This window comes from Bradyrhizobium sp. CB2312 (assembly GCF_029714425.1).
GTDB lineage: Bacteria > Pseudomonadota > Alphaproteobacteria > Rhizobiales > Xanthobacteraceae > Bradyrhizobium.
Genome location: NZ_CP121668.1, coordinates 8,298,468 through 8,318,656 on the forward strand (window position 1 = coordinate 8,298,468; position 20,189 = coordinate 8,318,656).

Sequence of the window (20,189 nt, forward strand, 5' to 3'; positions counted from 1 at the left end):
AAAAGAGTGCGCCTTGGTGCTCTTCTTGACCGGCGGTGGTCATCTGGGGCGGATTTCTTATGGCTATCCTGACGGCGATCCCAGGGATTTTCTCGCCTATTGGCTAACTTCGATGGGGTACAATTTGGTTGTACCATCACCTCCGATCGAACACCCGGTGTTCAACTCTGCTGTTTGTGGACTGGATGTCACAACCTGGTCAGAAGTCTTGATCGATCTGGTGGCGGCAAAGCTGCATGCATGGAAGCTAAAGCCGCGTGTCCTGGTCGTTGGCTGGAGTATGGCCGGTAGATTTATTTCACGTCTGGCCGCGACGGCTTCCCGCAGAGACATTGCCATAGAGGCATTCGTAAGCCTTGCGGCAACGCCTCCGCTTCCAGGCCTCTCGCCGGTGAATCTCGAGGAAACACCCCTGTCGGCGCATGGCTTTCGATCCTTCCTTGCTCCATCCGAGGGGGGGGGCGAGCCGCTCAACCGATGCTGGCTGGCTGCTCTATCAGAACAGGATCACCTGGAGGGGAGATCAATTATTCCTTCCGAAATATACTTTAGACAGTTCGTTGGTGGCTCGCCGTTGAATCTGCATGGTGAAGCTCTTCGCTGGCGCAATGGGCGGATCCAACATTCGTTGTGGGATGCGGCGAAGGACGTGCTGGCTATGGAATTTCAAGGTGCTCCGCTGTGCGCAGCCATCATTCCGACTGCCTCGAGTGATAGGCACCACCTGCTAACGGATCGGGCCAACTGGTCATTCTTTAATGCCCACGTGATCGCGGCTCGCGCCGCCTCATTCGCTCCCAGTGCTCTAAATAAGGTCCGGTCACTCGTCGAGTCGCTGCCGAAGCGCTTGTCGCGAGAGACCACTGGCGGACATTTCTTCTTCGTTGGCGCGAAGGGGGCCTGCGCCACCGCGCAGGCAATTCTTGCACTTCATGCCGAAACGCTCGCTGTCGAGGCGGACCTGAAAAGCTGCTCGTAAGGATCAGTTTGAGCCACAGCCCCCGCGGTCGACTTTCGCGACAATGTTCGAGCAGAAGCGGCGGGGGAGCAATCTCTCAATCTCGATTCGCAGTCGCTGCTGTCCATGCAAGCCATCGAGCAGCCAGCGGCGGTTTTGCTTTCGGCGTACTCGCATTTGGGTTAGCGCTGTCCTCTATAAGCCGTGTTTGTCAATCTACATCCGTTTGCGGCAATGATGGAGCTAAGGCGCTTGCTAGCATTCAGAATGACGACTATTGCTGAGCGCGTCATACGAAGATCGAAAGCAGGGCTCCCCTCGCTTGGTGGCGGTGGCTTCTATGATGGCAGCGCTCAGGGGTGATTGAGCGACAAAGCGGGAGCAGGCCGCGTCGGCAAAGCGCGGCTTCAAGCGATCCGCTGAAATTGTTCCGATTTCTGAGGCTGCTGTATGCGCAATGCGCGTAAGATGTCACTGAGCAACGGGTAGGGCGGTTGTCACCTCGGCTGACCAGGAAAATTCGATCCTTCCATCCATTGCAGCATATCGCTCAAACAGCAGGCGGTGCCACCTCATCGTATCTTCCAGGCCGTTGATCTCAATGATCTTCTTGGTGTCGCTACGGGATAAACTCAGGCCCTCGAACTGCTCCCATGTTAAAAAGTCGTCCCAATAGAGCGCAAAATGGCGGACCTTGCGAAACAGAGGCGATGATTTGAGCTCATGCACGAAATTGACGGGTGCGTAGCGTCCGTCGCTGCCCTCAAAGCCGCCGATTACAAAGCCACGAATGTGCTGCTCGTGGTAACGCTCGTAATCTCGAAGCATCGCGCTTCTATCCAGATCCCGTCGAATCATGAGCACCGCGATAAGACCTGATGGGGTCAGGACCCGGTTCGCCTCCGTGTAGAATTTGGGTCGATCAAACCACGTTGCTGCGCTCGCTGCTGTCACCAGAGAAATGGTTCCGCTCTCAGCTGCAAGCCGTTCAGCGCTGCCTGGGATATGCTTGATATTCAAGATGCCCGCAGATCCGCAGATGGCTTTCAGACGCATATCGGCGTTCGGCTCGACGCCCGTAATGCTAGCAGAAGGGGGTAACAGCCTCGCCAGTTGCCTTGTAAAAAGTCCTGTGCCACTGCCGATATCAAGCACAGAGAGAGCGCAAAGTCCTGCAGGCTTCACGCGCTCGGCAATGAAGCTTACTAGTTCATCCGGATAACGCGGCCGATAGCTGTCATAAGCATCAGCAAGCCCTGTGTAGGCAGAGTGCGCATCGACCGTTTGACGGCGCATCGTTCACCTCCGATCGCTTGTTGTGGAACGAGAAAAGCCCGCTTGAATGGACGCGCCGCAGATCCTGCGAGGATGTCCTAGGCGCCGTTTAGAACGGCTACGGTACTTGGATGTACGAGCCCGATCCGGTTGTCTTGGATCTCGGGGGCGTTTCCGCAACAAAGTCATCGCTCGCAGAAGCAGGGCGGCCGCTAGAATCGGCGCTCTAAGGAAAGTTGTTTGTTCTCGCCGGGAGCTAGACATGAAGAACGTACTGGTTTTATTAAAAGCGCATCACGCGACAGCAGAGTTGCGTCGAATGCGGAAGGGCAAATTTGTCCCTTGCCAAGCCACAGCTTTCGTCGTCTCAATCGTTCACATACTCTCATTTTTATAAACTACCCACGTTGGTCGTTGATTGGAACGGCAGTTGCTTCATTTATGGCGAGTGTCGACCAAGCGCGCCAGCGAAGTCTCGCTCACATTCGGCCGGCAACCCTATCGATCCAATCATCCTGGTGGATCAACTCTGTCTTGCAGTGGTTCTCGCCCGCTGAGAGCGGGCGGCGGCCGCAGAGCTCTTGAGGAGAGGAGGAGGAATTGATCTTGGTGTTGCTGAGCAGCGTTGCTGGGCACCGTGAGCGGGCGAGAGGAGGCCACGGAGCGCTTCGGTGGGCATGAAGGCCTCTTCGACCATACTCGCCTTCGAGAGATCGTATGGTCTCGCTCTTCAGCGAGCCTCGGCCACCAGGCGCGAACGTGGATGTCTCCGAACTGGCAAGCATAGCGTTGTCTCATTGCACTGCTTACTTCAACTGGAGCCAGCAAAATGAATATCCCTGGCGGTCATCGACATGGAAAGCCAATCAGTCTTATAAGAACCACTCCGCCGACCCCAGAATGGATGGGGGCGGAGTTGTCGAGAACGCTGCTTGAGATATCTGAACGAGGGGATCTCGCAACACTGTTGAGATATCATCGTTTTCAAGGAACTGATTCTGATCGCCAAGCTGGAGCGGCGTGGCTAGCGAAGCGCTTCGGGGCTGCGCCGTCGATTGGCCGGATCATCGTTACGAACGGTACTCAGAGTGGCCTCCTAATCACATTGGTCAACGTGGTTGGAAGCGGCAATGTGCTGCTGACAGAAAGCTTGAGCTATTACGGGTTGCGGCGGATTGCCAGCTTCTTGAACATTTCCGTCAAGGGCATCGCCATGGATGACGACGGAGCGGCGCCGGAGGCGTTCGAGGACGCGTGTAGAAAGCTCAGTCCCAAAGCGCTATTCCTTACGCCGACACTCCATAACCCAACCACAATCACGATGTCGCAGGAACGACGGCTCGCGCTCGCCGATGTCGCGAGGCGACATGGCGTCGTGATTATTGAGGACGATGTTTACGGGCTGCTTCCACCGGAAGCTCCGCCCCCGATCAGTGCGTTGGCCCCTGACGTAACCTGGTACGCCGCAGGCCTCGCCAAGTGTATTGGCCCTGGTTTGAAGATTGCCTATCTGTTGATGCCCTCCGCTCAGGCGGGCACAAGCGCGTTTGATCGCTTTCACACGACCTCGACTTGGCATGTCACGCCCCTGTCCGCTTTGGTCGCTCAAAGCTGGATTGCCGATGGCACCGCTGAGAAAGTGCTGCTCGCTGTACGCAGTGAGGCGGTCGCGCGACAGGAAATGGCAGCAAGGTCGTTCATTCATGCAACGTACCGGAGCAAGCCGGAATCACTACACCTGTGGTTGGCGCTTCCGCGCAGATGGACGCAGCGGAGCTTTGTCGCGGCGGCAGCCGAGGCTGGTGTCTTGGTTCAGTCCGGAAGCATGTTCGCGGTCGATGAAGATACTTCCCCTAAGGCCATTCGCATCGTCCTAGGTAGCCCGGAAACTCGTGCCAGCCTTGGAGAAGCCTTGACAGCGCTCAGGCCTCTTGTGCACGAGAATATATAGCCTTCCGAAAAGCGAAGACTGTTGCGGAGATCGGCACATCCAGGTCGCTCTCGCAAACGATGAGCAGGGAAGTTCTGCCTCGACCTGAAATGCGGCACAAAGCGCAGGGCTCGGATCTGATTCAACAGATGCGGGGAGAAGCGATGATGTAGAATGACTGCCGATCGAACGAATGCCCGTGCCGTGCTCATCCAGAATAGACGAAACGGTCCGGTTCAGGGGGCCCGCTGGCGCGAGAACCCGAGCGGATGGCCTGAGCTGAGCCTGATCTTCGATTTGTCGACGATCAGCGACCTTGGCCCATTAGCGCTGTTGCCATCGGTGTTGCGCGAAAGCGTAAAATGGGTTGAGATGACAATAGCCGCCTGCACCAGATGCAGTGGCCATGCACTGGCCATAGGTGGAGAACTGGCAAATGCCAGGATATCCCCAGGGACGCCCTTTCAGACAATAAATGTCTTGTATGGCAGGCAGCACGTATTCCGCACGATGTCGGGCATCGGCGGTTGATAAGCCGGCCAGGGCGCAAACTGCGATCGCAATTATGAACTGAAGGTAGCGCATGGACGCCTCCGTCCCGAGAACCTTGTTACCTACAACTTTATTGAAGCTCAAACCGTCCGAATTGTACATTCACACGTTGGTCAAGCCCGAATGTCCGGCCGCGTGCGCCCGCCGCAGATCGCTTTCGGACCGCGCGTTCCCTTCGACTAAAGCTCAAAGGCGAGCAGGGTCGAGCGGAGCGAGAAGCCGCAATCAGTGGTGCGAGGTCGCCAACAGCATCAATGATTGGACGGCATGAGAGAAGAGAGAGGATCAGTTGGGTGAGCTGTTGGGGGGTAATTGTGCGCCTAAGGCAGGGACTATGCATTATTCCAGGTGACCGCGGTTGGAATGACGCATTTTTCCGGCTCTTGTCTCGTTCGGTGCGCAGGTATACCGCGTCATGGCCGCTACGCTTACGTTGAGCTGAGTGAGGGGCCTTCTGGTTCTGCCCAAATGGGAGTTTCGTCCAGTCTACAGAGGAGACAGGATCGCCCCGTCGCAAACGCGGCCCGCCAGTTGGCGCCGACCCTGCGGGTGGGCGAAATTTGCGAATCGGACATGACCAACACGAGGTAGTTGTCGTACGCTGCCACTACTTGTGAGTTGCTGGTTCGTTACTCGTCGTCATTGCCTTTAGGCAAAAACTTGTTCTGATCTTCTCGCGCATAACAGCCAAATTGGTGAGCGCTCTCCACTTATAGGCGGGTGGACGGATTTTTTTCTGCTCATTGCCATGGAGCCTCGCAGATGTCCCTCAAAGCAGTACCTTTCATGTTGTTCCTCGCAGTCGCTTTTGGTGCCCCTGCTTCCTCGCAAGCTGCAAAAGGGTCGGTGAGGCGTGCGGCGGCTTCGGCGGGATCAAATGTGACCGCGGACTTTGGTGCGATCCAACGCCAGGCCAATGTGGTTTTGCTGTTTCTTCAGGCGTATGCGTCAAGGCCGGCAAGCTTTGTCCGCAATCGCGTGCAAAATCAGTGATCCCGGTCGTGTCCCCAGTGATGGTGTAGCTCGGTAGAGTGAAGCCGTCCGCACGCGCGCCCTCAGATAGCGCCGTAGCGGGCGGACGGCTTTGCGGTGGTCACCGGCAGTTCGCCGGTAGGGTCGGGCGAGATGATGAACCTTCGCGCGCTCGTGGAGAAGGCCCCAGACGCCGATCTGCTTCGCGAGATGATTGGCTTTGCCGCCCAGCGATTGATGGAGCTGGAGGTCGCCGGGTTGACCGGAGCGGCCTACGGCGAGAAGAATGCCGAGCGCCTTGCCTAGCGTAACGGCTACCGTGACCGGACCTGGGAGACGCGCGCCGGCGCGGTCGAGCTGCGCATTCCCAAGCTGCGCAAAGGAAGCTACTTCCCGGGCTTCCTGGAGCCGCGTCGGATGGCCGAAAAGGCGCTCACCGCGGTGGTGCAGGAAGCCTATGTGCAGGACGTCTCGACCCGATCCGTCGATGATCTGGTCCAGGCCATGGGCATGACTGGCATCTCCAAGAGCCAGGTGAGCCGACTGTGTGCCGAGATCGACGACAAGGTGAAGGCCTTCCTCGCCCGCCCGATCGAGGGTGACTGGCTGTATCTGTGGATCGACGCCACCTACGTGAAGGTGCGCCAGAATGGCCGGATCGTCTCGGTCGCGGTGATCATCGCGGTCGGCGTCAATAGCGACGGCCGGCGTGAAGTTCTCGGCATGGACATCGGTCCCTCGGAGGCCGAGACGTTCTGGACCGCGTTCTTGCGCAAGCTCGCTCGGCGCGGGCTTCGTGGCGTCAAGCTCGTGATCTCCGATGCGCATGAGGCATCAAGGCCGCCGTCAGCAAGGTGCTCAACACCGCCTGGCAACGCTGCCGCGTCCACTTCATGCGCAACGTCCTGGCCCATGCCGGCAAGAGCGGAAGACGCGTCGTCTCCGCCTTCATCGCCACCGCCTTTGCCCAGGACGATGCCGAAGCGGCCAGGGCTCAGTGGCGCAAGGTCGCCGACCAGCTCCGTCCCAAACTGCCAAAGCTCGCCGCCTTCATGGATAAGGCCGAGCCAGACGTGCTCGCCTATATGAGCTTCCCGCCTCAGCACCGTGCCAAGCTGCATTCGACCAATCCGATCGAGCGCCTCAACGGCGAGATCAAGCGGCGGACCGAGGTGGTTGGCATCTTCCCAAATGAAGACGCCATCGTTCGCCTGGTCGGCGCGATCCTGCTCGAGCAGAACGACGAGTGGGCGGTTCAGCGGGCCCGCTACATGACGCTGGAAACCATCGCGCCCTTGAGCGATGATCCCATCGTCGGCTTGCCCGCCGTGGCAGGCTGATGCCTTCCGACCCGCCGGAAAATCGGCGGTGACCTGCCGTCAGCTACACCACGCCATGGGACACGATCGTGATCCCAGTCGGCGGTTGTGACGGAAAAAACTTACAACAACTATTGCGAGCGTCAGAAGAAGCGCGCCGGCAAGAAGAACGACGGAAGCTGTTGACGCGGATCGGCCTCTCATCGAGGAGGCGTGTCCGCCTTAGTATCCCTCAGGTTTGCGTGCCTTAGGTAGCTGCGATTGTTGTCACGAAATTTCTCGCTGGTAGGAGGCAAGATGATTTCAGCGAAGATATTCGGTGCACGTAGTGCACTTCTAATTGTTGGAGCGGCTAATTGTGCCGTGGCCGCCGATCTTCGTATCTATCGCCCCGATGGCAGTTTGCAATGCAACGAAAGAAAGGCCCGTACTCTCGATCAAGACAAAGCCGTGCTGGAGAGTCTCGGAGCTCACATTATTAGCCAAGAAAAGACAATCAAAGACTGCGGTTGTCTTCAAATATGACGGTACTATCCTTTGTGCCGAAGGCAGCGGAATCAAGCTTGACGAGATGGCCAACGAACTCACGCGCGCCGGAATTACGATTTTCAGTCAAGAGAAAGCCACCGACGGTTTGATGCGGCTCGTTCACCGGAGGCGTAAATGCCTACGAGATTGCGTCTTCCGACCTTCAAAAGCGCTCGACCTCGGCTTCTCCTATTTAATCACGCCTCAAACAGCGCCGTCCATTGTCGGCGAACAGGCTTCCAAGAAAAAGGCGCTTGATCCGGTTCCGGCTCGTTGCGAGCTACATTGAACGGTCCAGCGACAGCGTTGGCTCACGCCAATCGGCATCTTGCGCAATTGATCGCCTGGGCCGATAGGCGCCTAGCTCGCTGGCCTCATTCTCTTGCACTATTTCAGCTGCGACGAGGCGTCCTGCTAACGGGCCCAGGGTTATTCCGCCGTGCATGACCGCTACGTATAGTGTGCGGTCTTCGTCAATAGGGCCAATCATCGGCCGACCATCCGCCGGCATCGGGCGTACACCAACAGCCCATCTTTGTCCCATTTCCGCGAAATTCATGATCCACTGGCTTGCCGAGCTGATCAGAGAACGGCGCTCCTCCTCCATTCGCTCATGCTCGGGGCCGTCACCAGCGGCGGCCGCGACGCCAGCCAGAAATCCTCCGTGGTCACCCGGCCTGATATGGAGCTTGTCGGCATAGATAGCCCGTCGCACGCCTTGCGAGCCCAGCGAACAAGTGAGGTCCACAAGCGGGCCAGGTGCTGCCGTCAACCTAAGTGACATGAACCCGGCAGACGTGAGCAGTGCATTGGTGTCATTGCCGGCCGCCAGTACGAGAGAGTCGAATACCTCAATTCCTGTCGTTAGGCGCAAGCGTGCCTTTGACTGCAGCCTCTCAAGAGCCTGTACTCGCTCCCGCCGATACCGAACCGCGAACCGTCTGGTAGAGAGGTCGATCAGAGCCCCGCATAGCGCTCCCGCATTCACCCATCCTTCTTCCGGGACAAACACTACTTCGGCGGCCGATTCAGTCCTGATAGATGGCTCGAGGCGACCTGCTGCGGCCGCTGAAATGAATTCCACCTGACTTCCGTACTTGGAAAGGGCCTTGGCATTTTGTTCGAGTTTTTCAGCAACATTTCCAAAGGAAGCGAGCCGCAGCGTTCCAGTGGTGTGGAGGTTTCGCTCGCTTCCGACGTCGCGCGCGATCTCGCTGTGGTACTTGATTGCGTCGAGCCTAAACGGCAGGTCGGCTTCGGCTTGGCCAAACGCATTAAGACATGCAAATGATGTGGAGGAGACTCCGTTTCCAGGTTCGCCAATATCGAAAACCGTCACTCGCGCACCGGCCTTCCCGAGGTGATAGGCAATGGAGCTGCCAATGATACCAGCCCCGACGACTCCGATTTTCATCGGCTCCTCCTTCGTGAAAAATCTGCTCAAGTACTGGCGGTGAGCCCGCCATCAATGCGAAGAATCTGGCCCGTCACGAAACGGGATAGCGAAGACGCGAAGAAGTGCACAGCTCCCGCGACATCCTCAGGCGTAGCCAATCGCGCAAGCGGAATGTTCGCGGTGGCTCGCTTGAATGCGGCCGGGTCATCTAAGGCTTTTGCGTTCTTCTGCGTCCGTACCAGCCCAGGCGCGACACCATTTACGGTGATGCCGTACGGCCCCAATTCCGTTGCCAGTTGCTTCAACAATACCGCGAGCCCGCCTTTGGCGGCGCAAAAGGCGCTATAGCCGCGGTTTCGGAAGCCAAGCGATGAGCGCACGGAAAGAAGATGAATGTGACTCCCGCCCCTTCCGGCGGATAATTGCTGAGCAGCGACCGCCTGGGAGAGAAACATTCCGGCACGCAAGGTCCTGGAATAAACCTCATCGAAGGCTTCCGGCGTTACCTCCAACAGCATCTGCTCCTTATTGAAGCCAGTGCAGTTCACCAAAATATCTATGGAACCATGTTGTTGTTTCAAACACGCAGAGACCGCGTGCGCCACGTTGACGTCGCACGCGTCTAGCTCGATACCATGGGCAGAGAAACCTTGCGTGGCCAGCTCAGCGGCGAGAGCCAACGCCTGGTCGCCGCTTCGTCCCGCAATAATGGTGGTCGCACCCGCAAGGGTCAACACTTCCGAGATTGTTGTGCCGATCGCTCCGTAGCCGCCAACGATTAACGCCACCTTGCCATGCAAGCTCATCGGATGCTCGGATCCTGCTTCGATCGTTTGAACGTTCATTTGAATCTCCGTTGGATCCGGCGCGATAGGGTGGAGCTATCAGGAGTTACGCGACTTTGCGATGCATGAAACTCCGCCGAACCGTATTGGCCCTTGAAAACTGGTCCGAGATGCTCTTTTGCGCTGCCACCGAGCTGGACCGTTCCACTGATAGTGCCATCTTCGGCGACTTTGCCCTCGAAGCCATAGAATAGGGACATCGGTATCTGCTCGTGCGCAGCCTCGAACCGGATGTGGTCGCCGTGAATTTCACCGGACAGCTTGCCGGAAGATGATCCGGTGTGATGGACGCCTGATATGTGCGTCTTATTCTGCTCAAGGTCGAGATGATGTGTCGCCGAGCCATGAAGGAATTGAATTTCGATACACCAACCTCCTGAGACGTCAGCTTCGGCCTGAAGCGTTGACGGTCGTTCAGCAATGCACCGGGGCTCACGAAACGCGCGGGCCAACGCACGTCCGACGATTTCCGCCTCGTCATCGCCGAGATTGACGGGGTCGAGCACTATTGAGGTCGGCGTCGACCAAAAATCGTGGATGAGAATCCGTGGTCGCTGCCCTAAGAGCGCAAGCCGTAGATCTTCCGCGCTGAATGGAACCACTTCCTCGTCCCAGCTCACCTTGAGCCGGACTGCTGTGACAGAACCAGGCCAGGACAGCACCTCAGTTCTGACGCCAGGCTGGGTATTGAGCTCCGCCGCAATCAGCTTTAAGCGCGGAAGCCATTGGTCACGGTCGTGTTTGGCAGTTGCGAAATTCATCCAGCGGTCGAGTGCCACGACAGCACCCACAATCTCCTCTTTACCCAACTTCATCGCCCGGCCGAAGGCCTGGTGAGGCGCTCCGTTCCACCAGATTGCCTTGCATAGCCGTTCACTACCAAGCACGATGGCAGTCGATTGTGGGGCCCGGAGATATTTGCCGCCCGCATAAACCACCAGGTCGGCGCCGCATTTGACCCAGCGATCAGGCTTTTCTGGCGAAAGCCCGGCGGCCTCGACAAGAATGGGCACGCCGTGAGCACGGGCGAGGGGGACGGCTGCGCTCAATGGCAAACCGGACGCTGAATCCATGCGGCCGAGCAGACAGATCATCGCGGCGCTTCCGTCCAGGGCCTCTGCAAGTCCTTCTACAGTGGCAACACTCACAATCTCGCCGCCTGCGATACGGATTGCCTGTTCATAGGAAAACCGTTGGTCAGAGGGGATCAATACCTTGTTGGGTAGCCCCGATGTTTCCGGCAATCGCAACATCAATTCCGGATTGTTTCCGGCGATGCACGCCGCTGTGGCTAGCGCCAGTGTCGCCGCAGTGCCGGCGGTAATCACACCCCATTCGGCGCTCGTGAGTTCAGCGAGCCGTCGACCTGCAGCCTCTGCCAATTCATCCATGTCGACGAAAGCCTCTGCAGCCGCGTTCATTGCTACAATGACTTCGTCACTCGGATTGCTTGCTCCATATAATGTACGCACACCGGCGCATTGAATGAACGGCTCGACGCCGATTGCCCGAAAGATCCAGCCTCGCTCGTGCTCTCGTTGACGGGGACGCTGCAAGAGTTCAGGCCGGATGGTCATGCCAGCCACCGACGCAGGTACGATGCCCCCCCGACAATAGGTATCTCACGACCAAGGACGTGATGCCGAGCTGTTTCGGAGCTCAGAGAGATACAACGTTCAGGCAAGTGGCTACCGACCCGAATGTAATAAGTCGTCCGGCCAGGAACCCTACCAGCTGCTCGGATCATGCCTGCCTGCACATAGCTCGACAATCTGCCCATGGCTGTCAAAGAGAACGGCTAGCTAAGGTGGCCGAAGACACCACGACGAATATGCTAATTGCCGCATACATCGCCGGGCTGGGTGACGGCACGCGAATAGACGCGACGTGAGCGGCGGCAAGCAGCAGGAAACAGACGTTGACGAGCCACTCAAATAGTGCGGCTCCAATGAACGGCTTTAAAAGGAACAAGAGAGCCATTAGCGGCACGTCGTACGACAGAGGCACACCCAAGAAGTGCCCGTCGGACGATCTGCCGAAATTTGCAAAATAGCTAAGCCTGATGGCTCCCGCCACGAGCAGAGCAGTGGCCGTCGCGAGGGAAAGAATGGAGGCGTGGCTGAGCTGAATCACAATTGCCGTGGGCAAGACGGCTCCATAGATAATGTCCCCGAATCCGTCCAGGCTCTTGCCCATTTTTGCAACTTCCGGGTCACGGTTCGGCGTCCAGTTGGCCACGATTCCATCGATGTGATCTGCCAGGACAGCCCAAAGAGCCACTGCCACCGATAGCTCAAGCTTTCCGGATAGAGCGAGGAATAGACTAGCGGAAGAAAAAACAAGTCCCCCCGCAGTGATGGCATTTGCGGGATCCCAAAGGTATCTTAGCATTGGCACCTCACTGATCGCGCTGGTCACAGGATTTGCGAGCGCCATGCGCTCGTGAGAAAATGCGCTCTGCGAGATGCAGATCTTCGGCGGTATCGATTTCGCACCATCGGAGATCATCGCATCGCGCGGCTGTAAGCTGCAGGCCACGCCTCTCCACCAGATAGCCAAGAAGCTCCTCGGTGTAGGCCTGCCTGGCTCCGGACCCGATAACATCGTCCAGTGCAGGAACGATCGTTGCCTTGAGGGTCGAGCCCGAAAATCGTAGCAGGTTCATAGTTTTGAAAAGCTGCGGGCCGGCTGTGATAATGTTGGCCGCCGTTTGCTTCATGCGGAAACCTGTGATGAAGCCGTCGTCGGACAAAAGAGCTGCAGACCCTTCCATCGATTTGTCGAAGGGAGCGACTGCGACCACATCGCCCGCTGGGCCCGTCAGGCGGCGCAATGCATCTTGCTCGAAGAAAACGTCTCCCTCGAGGAGGAGGCAGTCTCCCGAAAGCAGTACCTCACGCGCCAACCACAGGGAATAAGCGCTCCCGGTGCGATCGAAAATCGTCGATTCGACGTAGTTGATCTCGACCCCGCCGAAGCGGCTGCCGCAGGCATACTGGATGGCGTCCTTGCGGTAGCCCACGACAACAGTCACCTCACCGACGCCGATTGCCTCCAGATTCCGCAGAGCGTTGTGCAGGATCGGCCTGCCGTTTACCTCGACCAGTGGTTTTGGCCGGAGATCCGTCAGCGGCCGCAGGCGCGAGCCGAGGCCGGCTGCAAGCACGATAGCGCGGCGAGGTACTTCAGCCATAGTGCTAACCTTCCGCAACGCTAAGCATACCGAACCCACCAGGGCTTCAGTTCCATGTGTTTAAAGTCACCGACAAACGCCGCAAGCCCTTGTCGAGCGAGCCAAGGTCAAATCCCATAGGAGAGCCGGACCCCGTCTGGATCGCCAAAGATTGTGCCCGAAGCTGCCGCGACACCCGCGTTCAGCAATACGTTAACGACATCATCGGCGTTGAATTCGGGACGCGGCCCCTTGGTGCTTTGCCGAAGTCCTTTGATATCTAAATAGAAGTAGAATCCGCCTTGAGCTGAAGGTTGCGGAATCGACTTCAGGGTCGAAAGAATCGAGAGCCCAAGCGTTCGCGCCTCGCTGACCTGACGTTGAAGTTTTTGTTGGAAGACGTCATCACTGGACTCCAGATGATGAAGCAGTGCATGTTGGGAAGTGACATCTGGGGTGCAGCCCGTATCGCGTTGTAGCGCCAGCGCGGCGTCTATAACGGATTTTGGACCGGCGAGATAACCGATTTGCCAGCCGGTCAGGGCGAGAGATTTGGAGAGCGAATTAGCGATTAGAGTGCGGTGACGCGCCTCGGCAGCGGCCGACACAATCGAATGATGGGTGTGTGGAGCATGGGCGAAAGCCCCATAGGATTCATCGAACACAATCCAGAGATCCCGCTCAGCCGCAAGCTGCGCAATTTCAGTAAGAATTTCGCGGTCGTAAATCGTGCCTGTCGGATTGTTCGGGGGGCTGACAACGATCGCTTTAGTCTTCGACGTAACTGCCGCAGCTAGATCTGAAGGCTTCGGCACGTACTTGGTGTCCCTTGTCTCGATGAAGATCGGCACTCCGCCTGCCATGAGAACCTGCGCGAGGAAAGAAGTCCAATGCGGAATGGGGATGAGCACCTCATCTCTCGGATTCAGAAGCACCATAGCTGCGTTGAAGAGAGCATGCTTGGAGCCGCTCGTAACTGCGACTTGATCCATCGACCAGGGTTGACCGGTCTCGGAGGAAATTCTGCGAGCGATCGCCTCTCGAAGCTTCGTCGGGGCGCCTGTCTCAGTGTCGCGGGTGATACTGCGATTGATCGCGATGATGGTGCCCTCGCGCACCATCGGCGGCAGATCACTCCGGATCTCCTCAGCGGTCAGATCGATGATCTGCTCGCCGCTCACTATAGCTGCTTTGGCCGCGGTCCATGCCGCAGCGCTGTCCGAGTGTTTTAACAGGGCTGTTCGCTCCGCCAGCATGTGCGCTCTCCATTAACTCGGCATGTCACGATTGCCGCTGCGAGGCGAACCTTTACATCAGCCGCCGACAAAATCGATGCCGCCGTTTGAATGAAAAGCCCCGCATCGCTGACCAGTCAGATATCGAGCTTCCGCTCGTGCCACTTCGTCACATCTTAGCAATTCAAAGACCTCATCAAGCGTCGCGATACGAGGCACAATGCTCGCAGTGTTCTCCTCGGTCATAATACGACGACAGACTTGCCGCATTGCCGCTCGCATCGAGCGATCCGCCCAGATCAGTGTGGAGATGCAAGCTTTGCGATACACAGAGATTGGCGCTTGATGATATTTCGTAGGTCGCGAGGGGATGTTCTTGCCAAGCGCGTCCAAACGCAATGATCTCTGCGGCACTCCTCGCGAGTGAATGAGGATCGCGTCGGCTCCGGCGTCCGCGTAAGCGCGCATCATTGCCTGGTCCATCCCTTTACCACCAATCAGTGCCTCGATCCGGGTTAAGAACGAAGTCTTCGGCCAATGCATCCTTCCGCGCGCAGACGGCCGGAGAATTGGTTGACTTCCGCGAGCGGATGTCGATCGCCAACAAATGAGCTCAACTTGGGAAAGTAGCTGTCCTCCCAGCGCGACACCGGTTGCGCTCTCGGTTGATGGACGAGCATTGAAGTTTCCAAAGCCGCCATCACCGTCGACGAGGACAGGTCGTCGGGTCGGGTCCACGATCCGCTCGACTACGTCGGGGAGTTGGCTCCAAGACGCTTCGTTCGCGACACGGTAACCGAGCGAGCGCGCGACCGACAGATCAGATGCCCAGAGCCCTTTAAAGCCTGCGCGATCGGCGATCGCGGCGGAGAGTGCGTCATGTGCTTTCATAAGGAACGAGAGTTGGTTGCTGGAGCAGACTTCGGCCGCCAACATTTCTGCAGCTGAAGAATCAGCGGAATGATCTGGTCGATTGGCGAGAACAGACTGGGACTGATCTTGCATGCCAATTCCTCGCTTAATCGGCCGACGTTCGTGCAGTGAAGATGACATCCATCTGTCACGTGAATCAATTACGAGGTTTGGTAGTTGACCGGAGTCGCAGGAACTTGGCTGAGACCAAGAGTGCATGTTTCCGCCGCTGCATGTGTGCGCAAGGGTGTCGTTCGCGCGTCCTGGAACTCTGCACTACCGAACGTCCGGCGCTCTGGCAATGTGGAAGGGTAGGTCCGTTAGAGCGAACGCAACTTCGCCATCCGTTTACAAGCACATCGTTTCTGGTTGGCACTCGAACAGCTTCTCATTGGATCGTCCCCTCTTAGTCGATCAACCGGAATGCGACAGCGGCACAATCTCGCTTTGCGCGCACTGGATGGGCGCTGGAAAGGCAACATTTATCGCACCATCGCGGAAGGCCGTTTTGGGCAGACCTTTATTCCCGACCGACACGACTGCGCAGACGGACCATTCGTCTGGTTAAATGGGGCTGCGCCTCATGCGGGGCGGCTATCGTGAGTTGCTCCTTACAAGAACAAAGACCAGCGCAATCCCGAGCGCTAGTCCAAATCACGCGTGCACGTGGGTTCAATCGAATCAAAGTTGAGGCGAGCTCTCGACACCGATAGTAAGTCGGGTCGTAAAGCATGGCCTGACAGCTGAATGATCAATGTTGGCGTCAGCCTGCCGTACCATGAAGGCTCACGTCGTGTAGCTGCTCCCGTCGGCGGCTACAGTCTTTAGAAGAAGGTCAAAAGCCGAGGCAGTAGATCGCCGAACGATCGGCGATGGGGTGTTTTGCGTTCGGTGCGGATGCGTGCTGATGCAGCAACGCGGGACCACGCCGGCCAGGCGCCCGTGCAGATTGCCGAGTTCATCGCTCGACAAATGATGTGCTTCTGTCATCTCGATCAATTGCCCGAAATGGTGGGAGACACTAATAGAAAAGCGTGCACTCCGGGCCGGACGTTGGACCGGCGAAGCCGAGATCCGCTTTTAGCTCAACATCGTGCTCATGTACGGAAGGGTTCGAGAGAAAAGCATCGGGCCATCCTGAAACGTCTTCTGATAATACTATGCAAGTTCGCCCGTAGCGGAGCGTATGACGAGGCGGAGCGTCCAGTATTCGGGCAGTGCTCATGGATCGGTCCGAAAATCGAGTTCAATTGCACGCGTTACCTCGATGATGCTTTCTGGATGGCCGCCGTTCTCGAAGAGAGCATATCTCAGAGCTTGGCTGCGGCTGATAAACAAGCCGCCAAAGGCGCCCCGTCGTTCGCGGGCGACCCAGTTACCGGCCCGATCTCGGCCAACGAGAACAACCCGTGGGGAGGAGCCAGGCGAACGGGGCTCGACGGGCGACTTATACTGCGCATGATGGAATGACATTAAGGATCATCTTCGTCGCGGCCCGCATAAGCTATTGCGGTTAGGTCGTGCCAAGCACGGCTGGTGTAGAGTACTTCAATTGCGGACCGGGTTCTCCTATCAGTTTTAGCAAGTGGGAGAGTCGCGGAAATGCGTGGCGAGAGCGCGGTGACGTCAAAAGCGGCGCGTGGCCTACTTTTGGTCTGTAGGGAGTGGGTGTCGCAAGGGCGGACGTCGATCGCTGCAAAAACTTCGGTTTGTCCCGGTCTGCCCTGGTCATCTTGAACGCAAATTCGTCGCATTAGTTGATTGCTCGAATCTCGAGAGGGGAGCGCTAGTGGCGAATGCAGGTGTACGAGGCCGGCCGATCGCGCCGTTGGTGCTTAGTCCGCCGGAGCGGGCGTACTTGGAGAGACAAGTTCGTCGTCATCGCGTTGCCCGATCGCTATCTGAGCGCTGCCGCGCGATCCTGCGGTGTGCGGATGGCTTGCCAAGCAAGTCTGTGGCTGTCGAACTCGGCCTCCACGAACACACCGTTGGCAAGTGGCGCCGCCGATTTTTGAAGGATCGCTGTGATGGCCTGCTTGACGAGGCCCGCCCGGGCCGCCCTCGAACCATCAACGACGATCAGGTTGCTGAGGTAATTGAGCGGACATTGCGTACAACGCCACCCGACGCGACGCACTGGTCGATCCGCTCAATGGCTGCGGAAACTGGCTTTTCCCACACCACGATCCGCCGAATGTGGACGGCGTTCGGCCTGCAGCCGCACCGCAGCCAGACATTCAAGCTGTCGAGCGACCCGCTGTTCGTCGACAAGGTCCGCGATATTGTCGGGCTTTACCTGTCCCCGCCGAACCGAGCCCTTGTGCTCAGCATCGATGAGAAAAGCCAGATTCAGGCACTGGATCGCGAGCAGCCGGTCCTGCCGATGATGCCGGGCGTACCGGAACGGCGCACGCACAGCTATGTGCGGCATGGTACGACCTCGCTGTTTGCCGCGCTCGATGTCGCCTCTGGATTCGTCATCGGCAAATGCTACAAGCGCCACCGGGCAGTCGAGTTCTTGAAGTTCCTCAAAGAGATCGACGCTCAAGTCCCTGAAGGGATCGATGTCCATATCGTCATGGACAACTACGCCACTCACAAAACACCCAAGATCAAAGCGTGGCTCGCCCGTCGGCCGCATTATCATGTCCACTTCACGCCGACTTCCGCGTCATGGATCAATCAGGTCGAACGCTGGTTCGCTGAGCTCACCCGAAAGCAGATCCAGCGAGGTGTTCACACCTCCGTCAGGCAGCTCGAGGCCGACATCCGTACCTTCATCGACCTGCACAACAAAAATCCCAAGCCCTTCAAATGGACCAAGTCCGCAGACCAGATTTTGGCTTCCGTCAAACGCTTCTGCCACAAAGAGACCTCTTCCTCGAACGTGGCAAAATGCCGGACTCAGGTCCTTCCTCGAGCGTCCGTTCTCAAGAAAGGCACGTCGCCCGCTTGGATCGCGCCGCCGATACGATCAGCGCTGTCGCCTGAGCGTCGATACTGACGGGAGGCGAGGGGTGTTCGCATCGCGCGGGCTTCGAGAGGACAACGTTAGGTGACAAAACCCGTCATCATAGATCAGCGGGGCTGCAGATATCGCTTTTCAGCCAATCCGAGTTCGTCATACCTCAGAAGCTCAAAGATCTCACTGACTGGAGCAATATGAGATTCAATGCTCGCAACGCTCTCGTGAGCTGCGATACTATCACAGACCCGCCGCATTGCAGCTGCGGCAGCTCGCATGGAGTGATTGGCCCAGACGACCGTGGAGATGCGCGCATCGCGGTAGGCAGAGACTGGCGTTTGAAAGTACGTTGTCGGAACAATCACGACAGGGAGCCGGTACCGCCACTCTGTGACGAACGAAAGTATCTCGTCCGCGGTACTCTTTCGCGAGTGAATCAAGATTGCATCGGCTCCCGCGTCGGCATAAGCGTGAGCACGCAAGATAGCTTCGTTCAATCCGCGCCCGGCGATCAGCGCTTCGATCCTGGCCACGACAACAAGGTGTTCAGCAACCGTATCCTTCACAGCCCGCAGACGACCTGAGAATTCATCGATATCGGCGAGCGGATGCCGTTCACCAATGAGCGAGTTCAGCTTCGGGAAGCAGCTGTCCTCAAGCGAGACGCCCGCCGCGCCAGCCTGATGAAGCTTTCGTGCGAGGAGGCGAGCATTGTTGAAATTACCAAAGCCGCCATCTCCGTCAACGAGCACAGGGAGCTCTGTAGAGTCCACTATGCGTTCGACGCTCTGGACGAGCTGGGTCCATGAAGCTTCATTGGCATCGCGATAGCCGAGCGAACTGGCAATCGACAAACCAGAGGCCCAGAGCCCCTTGAATCCTGAGCGCTGGGCGATCGTGGCAGACAGGCCATCATGTGCTTCCATCAGAAAGGCGAGCTCATCATTCGAGCAGACCTGGGCGCGAAGCATTTCGACAGACGACTGCCGAGCGCATTGACGACCCGCCGTAAGCCGAACGGCTTGTGGTTGATGCTGCATGCCAAACCCCCGCAAGCCGATCCTCGATTGCCGCCAACGTCACCGTTCATATCTTTTTGGGGGAGCGCCGATCAATGACCAGCATTGGTAGTTTTTTGAGACACGCGGATTTTTATAATTGCGTAGGAGTGGCGCCGAACGCAAAGCTTTCGCTATGGGACTGATTAGGGTCCCTAAAGGCTGGAAAGAAGGGCCTTGGTTGCAAAGGAATGACCTCGGTTCGCGAGCCTGGTCCTACGGCCCAAGGGAGAATTCCCCACTCCTTGGCGGGGAGGAGTGCTTAGCGAGAGGGTGATATCCGGCTTACATAGAGTTGGACAGAATTCCGACAGCCACGATTGTCGTAATGCTGATGTCGTGTTTACGACACATGTCGCAAGCCTATTGACAGGGCTGCACTGCGATGGCGATCTCGCGCGAATGTCGCGGCAATTGCCGAAGAAGTCATCCCGCCTCGCCGTGTTTGCTGGCGCCACTGAGTGGCATCGCATTTGCTGATGCCTCTCCTGTTCTGTAAAGTCCAGGAGGAAATCATGGCGGATGTGCAAGAGGTTGTGCTGTCGGAACGGGAAAAACAGTGTTTGCGATGGATCGAGCAGGGGAAGTCATCATGGGCAATCGGAGTCATCCTGAACGTGAGCGAGAACACTGTCAACTTCCATGTCAAGAACGCGATGCGAAAGTTGGAAACGACCAGCCGGACGCAGTGCGTCGTTAAGGCGCGGCGCTTGGGTCTTATTTAAAGTGCCGGCCGCGGCAGTTGTCGCTCATGTAGATCTAGCAACGCGTGGGTTGCTCCGGCGGAATGCGAGGCGGATTACGCGCCGCAGCTGTGGAGCTAAAGACGCAGTTACTCTCAGCAGGACGTGCTTCTATTTTCGCCGCCGATCGTCAAAGGGCGTCGCTGTCGATTTGGGGGCAGACGATGGGGTCGATGCTTAAGGGCCCTAATCGGAGCTGGACAAAAGCCGCATCACCGCTCCGGCTGATCAGCTCCACCATCTCAGCCTCGGCTGAGCCAACAATGTTCAAACGCCCCTGTGTCAAAATCATGCCGCGGCGCTGAGCGCTCATAATGCGATCGATCCTG

At 57.6% G+C, this 20,189-nt stretch carries 15 protein-coding genes and 3 pseudogenes; 8 read left to right on the plus strand and 10 right to left on the minus strand.

Features of this window, described 5'->3' with window-relative positions; all coding sequences use genetic code 11:
* Positions 1–13 precede the first annotated feature (13 nt).
* Positions 14–979, plus strand: a complete 966-nt coding sequence (locus tag QA642_RS39925; RefSeq protein ID WP_283081758.1) for a hypothetical protein — start codon at positions 14–16, stop codon at positions 977–979.
* A 450-nt stretch (positions 980–1,429) separates the two neighbouring features.
* Here QA642_RS39925 and QA642_RS39930 read toward each other — a convergent pair whose 3' ends face one another.
* The gene (locus tag QA642_RS39930) at positions 1,430–2,254 is read right to left on the minus strand and encodes a class I SAM-dependent methyltransferase (RefSeq protein ID WP_283081759.1); all 825 of its coding nucleotides are present in this window, start codon (positions 2,252–2,254) and stop codon (positions 1,430–1,432) included.
* Positions 2,255–3,137: 883 nt separating this feature from the next.
* On the opposite strand from QA642_RS39930, the gene QA642_RS39935 reads away from it, so the two are divergent.
* Entirely contained in the window at positions 3,138–4,184 is a 1,047-nt protein-coding gene (locus QA642_RS39935; protein WP_283087072.1) for a PLP-dependent aminotransferase family protein, read from the plus strand.
* Between the two features lie 303 nt (positions 4,185–4,487).
* On the opposite strand, the gene QA642_RS39940 is transcribed toward QA642_RS39935, so the two are convergent.
* Positions 4,488–4,748 carry a DUF3551 domain-containing protein gene (locus QA642_RS39940; protein WP_283081760.1) on the minus strand — a complete coding sequence of 87 codons (261 nt, stop codon included), beginning with the start codon at positions 4,746–4,748 and terminating at the stop codon, positions 4,488–4,490.
* 729 nt (positions 4,749–5,477) lie between these two features.
* On the opposite strand from QA642_RS39940, the gene QA642_RS39945 reads away from it, so the two are divergent.
* From QA642_RS39945 to QA642_RS39955, 3 genes and pseudogenes are all read left to right on the plus strand, one after another.
* Positions 5,478–5,708 (plus strand): hypothetical protein, encoded by a 231-nt coding sequence (locus QA642_RS39945; RefSeq protein ID WP_283081761.1) that lies wholly within the window; start codon positions 5,478–5,480, stop codon positions 5,706–5,708.
* 132 nt (positions 5,709–5,840) lie between these two features.
* Positions 5,841–7,027: pseudogene (locus QA642_RS39950) on the plus strand (IS256 family transposase).
* A 337-nt stretch (positions 7,028–7,364) separates the two neighbouring features.
* A complete protein-coding gene (locus tag QA642_RS39955) occupies positions 7,365–7,823 on the plus strand; it encodes a hypothetical protein (RefSeq protein ID WP_283081762.1) in 459 nt (152 codons plus the stop codon).
* On the opposite strand, the gene QA642_RS39960 is transcribed toward QA642_RS39955, so the two are convergent.
* The 7 genes from QA642_RS39960 to QA642_RS39990 all read right to left on the minus strand — a co-directional run bounded on the left by QA642_RS39960 (position 7,815) and on the right by QA642_RS39990 (position 15,187).
* Positions 7,815–8,948, minus strand: coding sequence for an FAD-binding oxidoreductase (locus tag QA642_RS39960; protein ID WP_283081763.1), 1,134 nt, complete (start codon positions 8,946–8,948; stop codon positions 7,815–7,817). The two genes, QA642_RS39955 and QA642_RS39960, sit on opposite strands and share 9 nt — an antisense overlap.
* Before the next feature lie 26 nt (positions 8,949–8,974).
* Positions 8,975–9,775 carry an SDR family oxidoreductase gene (locus tag QA642_RS39965; RefSeq protein ID WP_283081764.1) on the minus strand — a complete coding sequence of 267 codons (801 nt, stop codon included), beginning with the start codon at positions 9,773–9,775 and terminating at the stop codon, positions 8,975–8,977.
* The gene (locus QA642_RS39970) at positions 9,772–11,352 is read right to left on the minus strand and encodes a hypothetical protein (RefSeq protein ID WP_283081765.1); all 1,581 of its coding nucleotides are present in this window, start codon (positions 11,350–11,352) and stop codon (positions 9,772–9,774) included. The genes QA642_RS39965 and QA642_RS39970 overlap by 4 nt, the downstream gene beginning before the upstream one ends.
* Positions 11,353–11,560: 208 nt before the next feature.
* The gene (locus QA642_RS46650) at positions 11,561–12,283 is read right to left on the minus strand and encodes a CDP-alcohol phosphatidyltransferase family protein (protein ID WP_349253811.1); all 723 of its coding nucleotides are present in this window, start codon (positions 12,281–12,283) and stop codon (positions 11,561–11,563) included.
* The gene (locus QA642_RS39980; protein ID WP_283081767.1) at positions 12,174–12,968 is read right to left on the minus strand and encodes a phosphocholine cytidylyltransferase family protein; all 795 of its coding nucleotides are present in this window, start codon (positions 12,966–12,968) and stop codon (positions 12,174–12,176) included. The genes QA642_RS46650 and QA642_RS39980 overlap by 110 nt, the downstream gene beginning before the upstream one ends.
* 107 nt (positions 12,969–13,075) lie before the next feature.
* A complete protein-coding gene (locus QA642_RS39985; protein WP_283081768.1) occupies positions 13,076–14,203 on the minus strand; it encodes an aminotransferase class I/II-fold pyridoxal phosphate-dependent enzyme in 1,128 nt (375 codons plus the stop codon).
* A 57-nt stretch (positions 14,204–14,260) separates the two neighbouring features.
* On the minus strand, positions 14,261–15,187 hold the full coding sequence (locus QA642_RS39990) for an isocitrate lyase/phosphoenolpyruvate mutase family protein (RefSeq protein WP_283081769.1): 927 nt from the start codon (positions 15,185–15,187) through the stop codon (positions 14,261–14,263).
* 276 nt (positions 15,188–15,463) lie between these two features.
* Between QA642_RS39990 and QA642_RS39995 the strand changes: the two genes are divergently transcribed.
* On the plus strand, positions 15,464–15,697 hold the full coding sequence (locus tag QA642_RS39995; RefSeq protein WP_283081770.1) for a hypothetical protein: 234 nt from the start codon (positions 15,464–15,466) through the stop codon (positions 15,695–15,697).
* Positions 15,698–16,883: 1,186 nt separating this feature from the next.
* A pseudogene (locus tag QA642_RS40005) lies at positions 16,884–17,963 on the plus strand (IS630 family transposase); the annotation flags it as partial.
* A gap of 209 nt (positions 17,964–18,172) precedes the next feature.
* Here QA642_RS40005 and aepX read toward each other — a convergent pair.
* The gene (gene aepX / locus QA642_RS40010; RefSeq protein ID WP_271608644.1) at positions 18,173–19,030 is read right to left on the minus strand and encodes a phosphoenolpyruvate mutase; all 858 of its coding nucleotides are present in this window, start codon (positions 19,028–19,030) and stop codon (positions 18,173–18,175) included.
* 617 nt (positions 19,031–19,647) lie between these two features.
* Here aepX and QA642_RS40015 point away from each other — a divergent pair.
* A pseudogene (locus tag QA642_RS40015) lies at positions 19,648–19,842 on the plus strand (helix-turn-helix transcriptional regulator); the annotation flags it as partial.
* Between the last annotated feature and the right edge of the window lie 347 nt (positions 19,843–20,189).

Bases quoted from the DNA above. Each gene is read 5' to 3' on its own strand.
- QA642_RS46650 (WP_349253811.1), bottom strand. From the start codon at position 12,283: ATGATCTCCGATGGTGCGAAATCGATACCGCCGAAGATCTGCATCTCG.
- QA642_RS39945 (WP_283081761.1), top strand. From the start codon at position 5,478: ATGTCCCTCAAAGCAGTACCTTTCATGTTGTTCCTCGCAGTCGCTTTT.
- QA642_RS39990 (WP_283081769.1), bottom strand. From the start codon at position 15,187: ATGCAAGATCAGTCCCAGTCTGTTCTCGCCAATCGACCAGATCATTCC.
- QA642_RS39935 (WP_283087072.1), top strand. From the start codon at position 3,138: ATGGGGGCGGAGTTGTCGAGAACGCTGCTTGAGATATCTGAACGAGGG.
- aepX (WP_271608644.1), bottom strand. From the start codon at position 19,030: ATGCTTCGCGCCCAGGTCTGCTCGAATGATGAGCTCGCCTTTCTGATG.
- QA642_RS39970 (WP_283081765.1), bottom strand. From the start codon at position 11,352: ATGACCATCCGGCCTGAACTCTTGCAGCGTCCCCGTCAACGAGAGCAC.
- QA642_RS39960 (WP_283081763.1), bottom strand. From the start codon at position 8,948: ATGAAAATCGGAGTCGTCGGGGCTGGTATCATTGGCAGCTCCATTGCC.
- QA642_RS39930 (WP_283081759.1), bottom strand. From the start codon at position 2,254: ATGCGCCGTCAAACGGTCGATGCGCACTCTGCCTACACAGGGCTTGCT.
- QA642_RS39940 (WP_283081760.1), bottom strand. From the start codon at position 4,748: ATGCGCTACCTTCAGTTCATAATTGCGATCGCAGTTTGCGCCCTGGCC.
- QA642_RS39980 (WP_283081767.1), bottom strand. From the start codon at position 12,968: ATGGCTGAAGTACCTCGCCGCGCTATCGTGCTTGCAGCCGGCCTCGGC.
- QA642_RS39985 (WP_283081768.1), bottom strand. From the start codon at position 14,203: ATGCTGGCGGAGCGAACAGCCCTGTTAAAACACTCGGACAGCGCTGCG.
- QA642_RS39965 (WP_283081764.1), bottom strand. From the start codon at position 9,775: ATGAACGTTCAAACGATCGAAGCAGGATCCGAGCATCCGATGAGCTTG.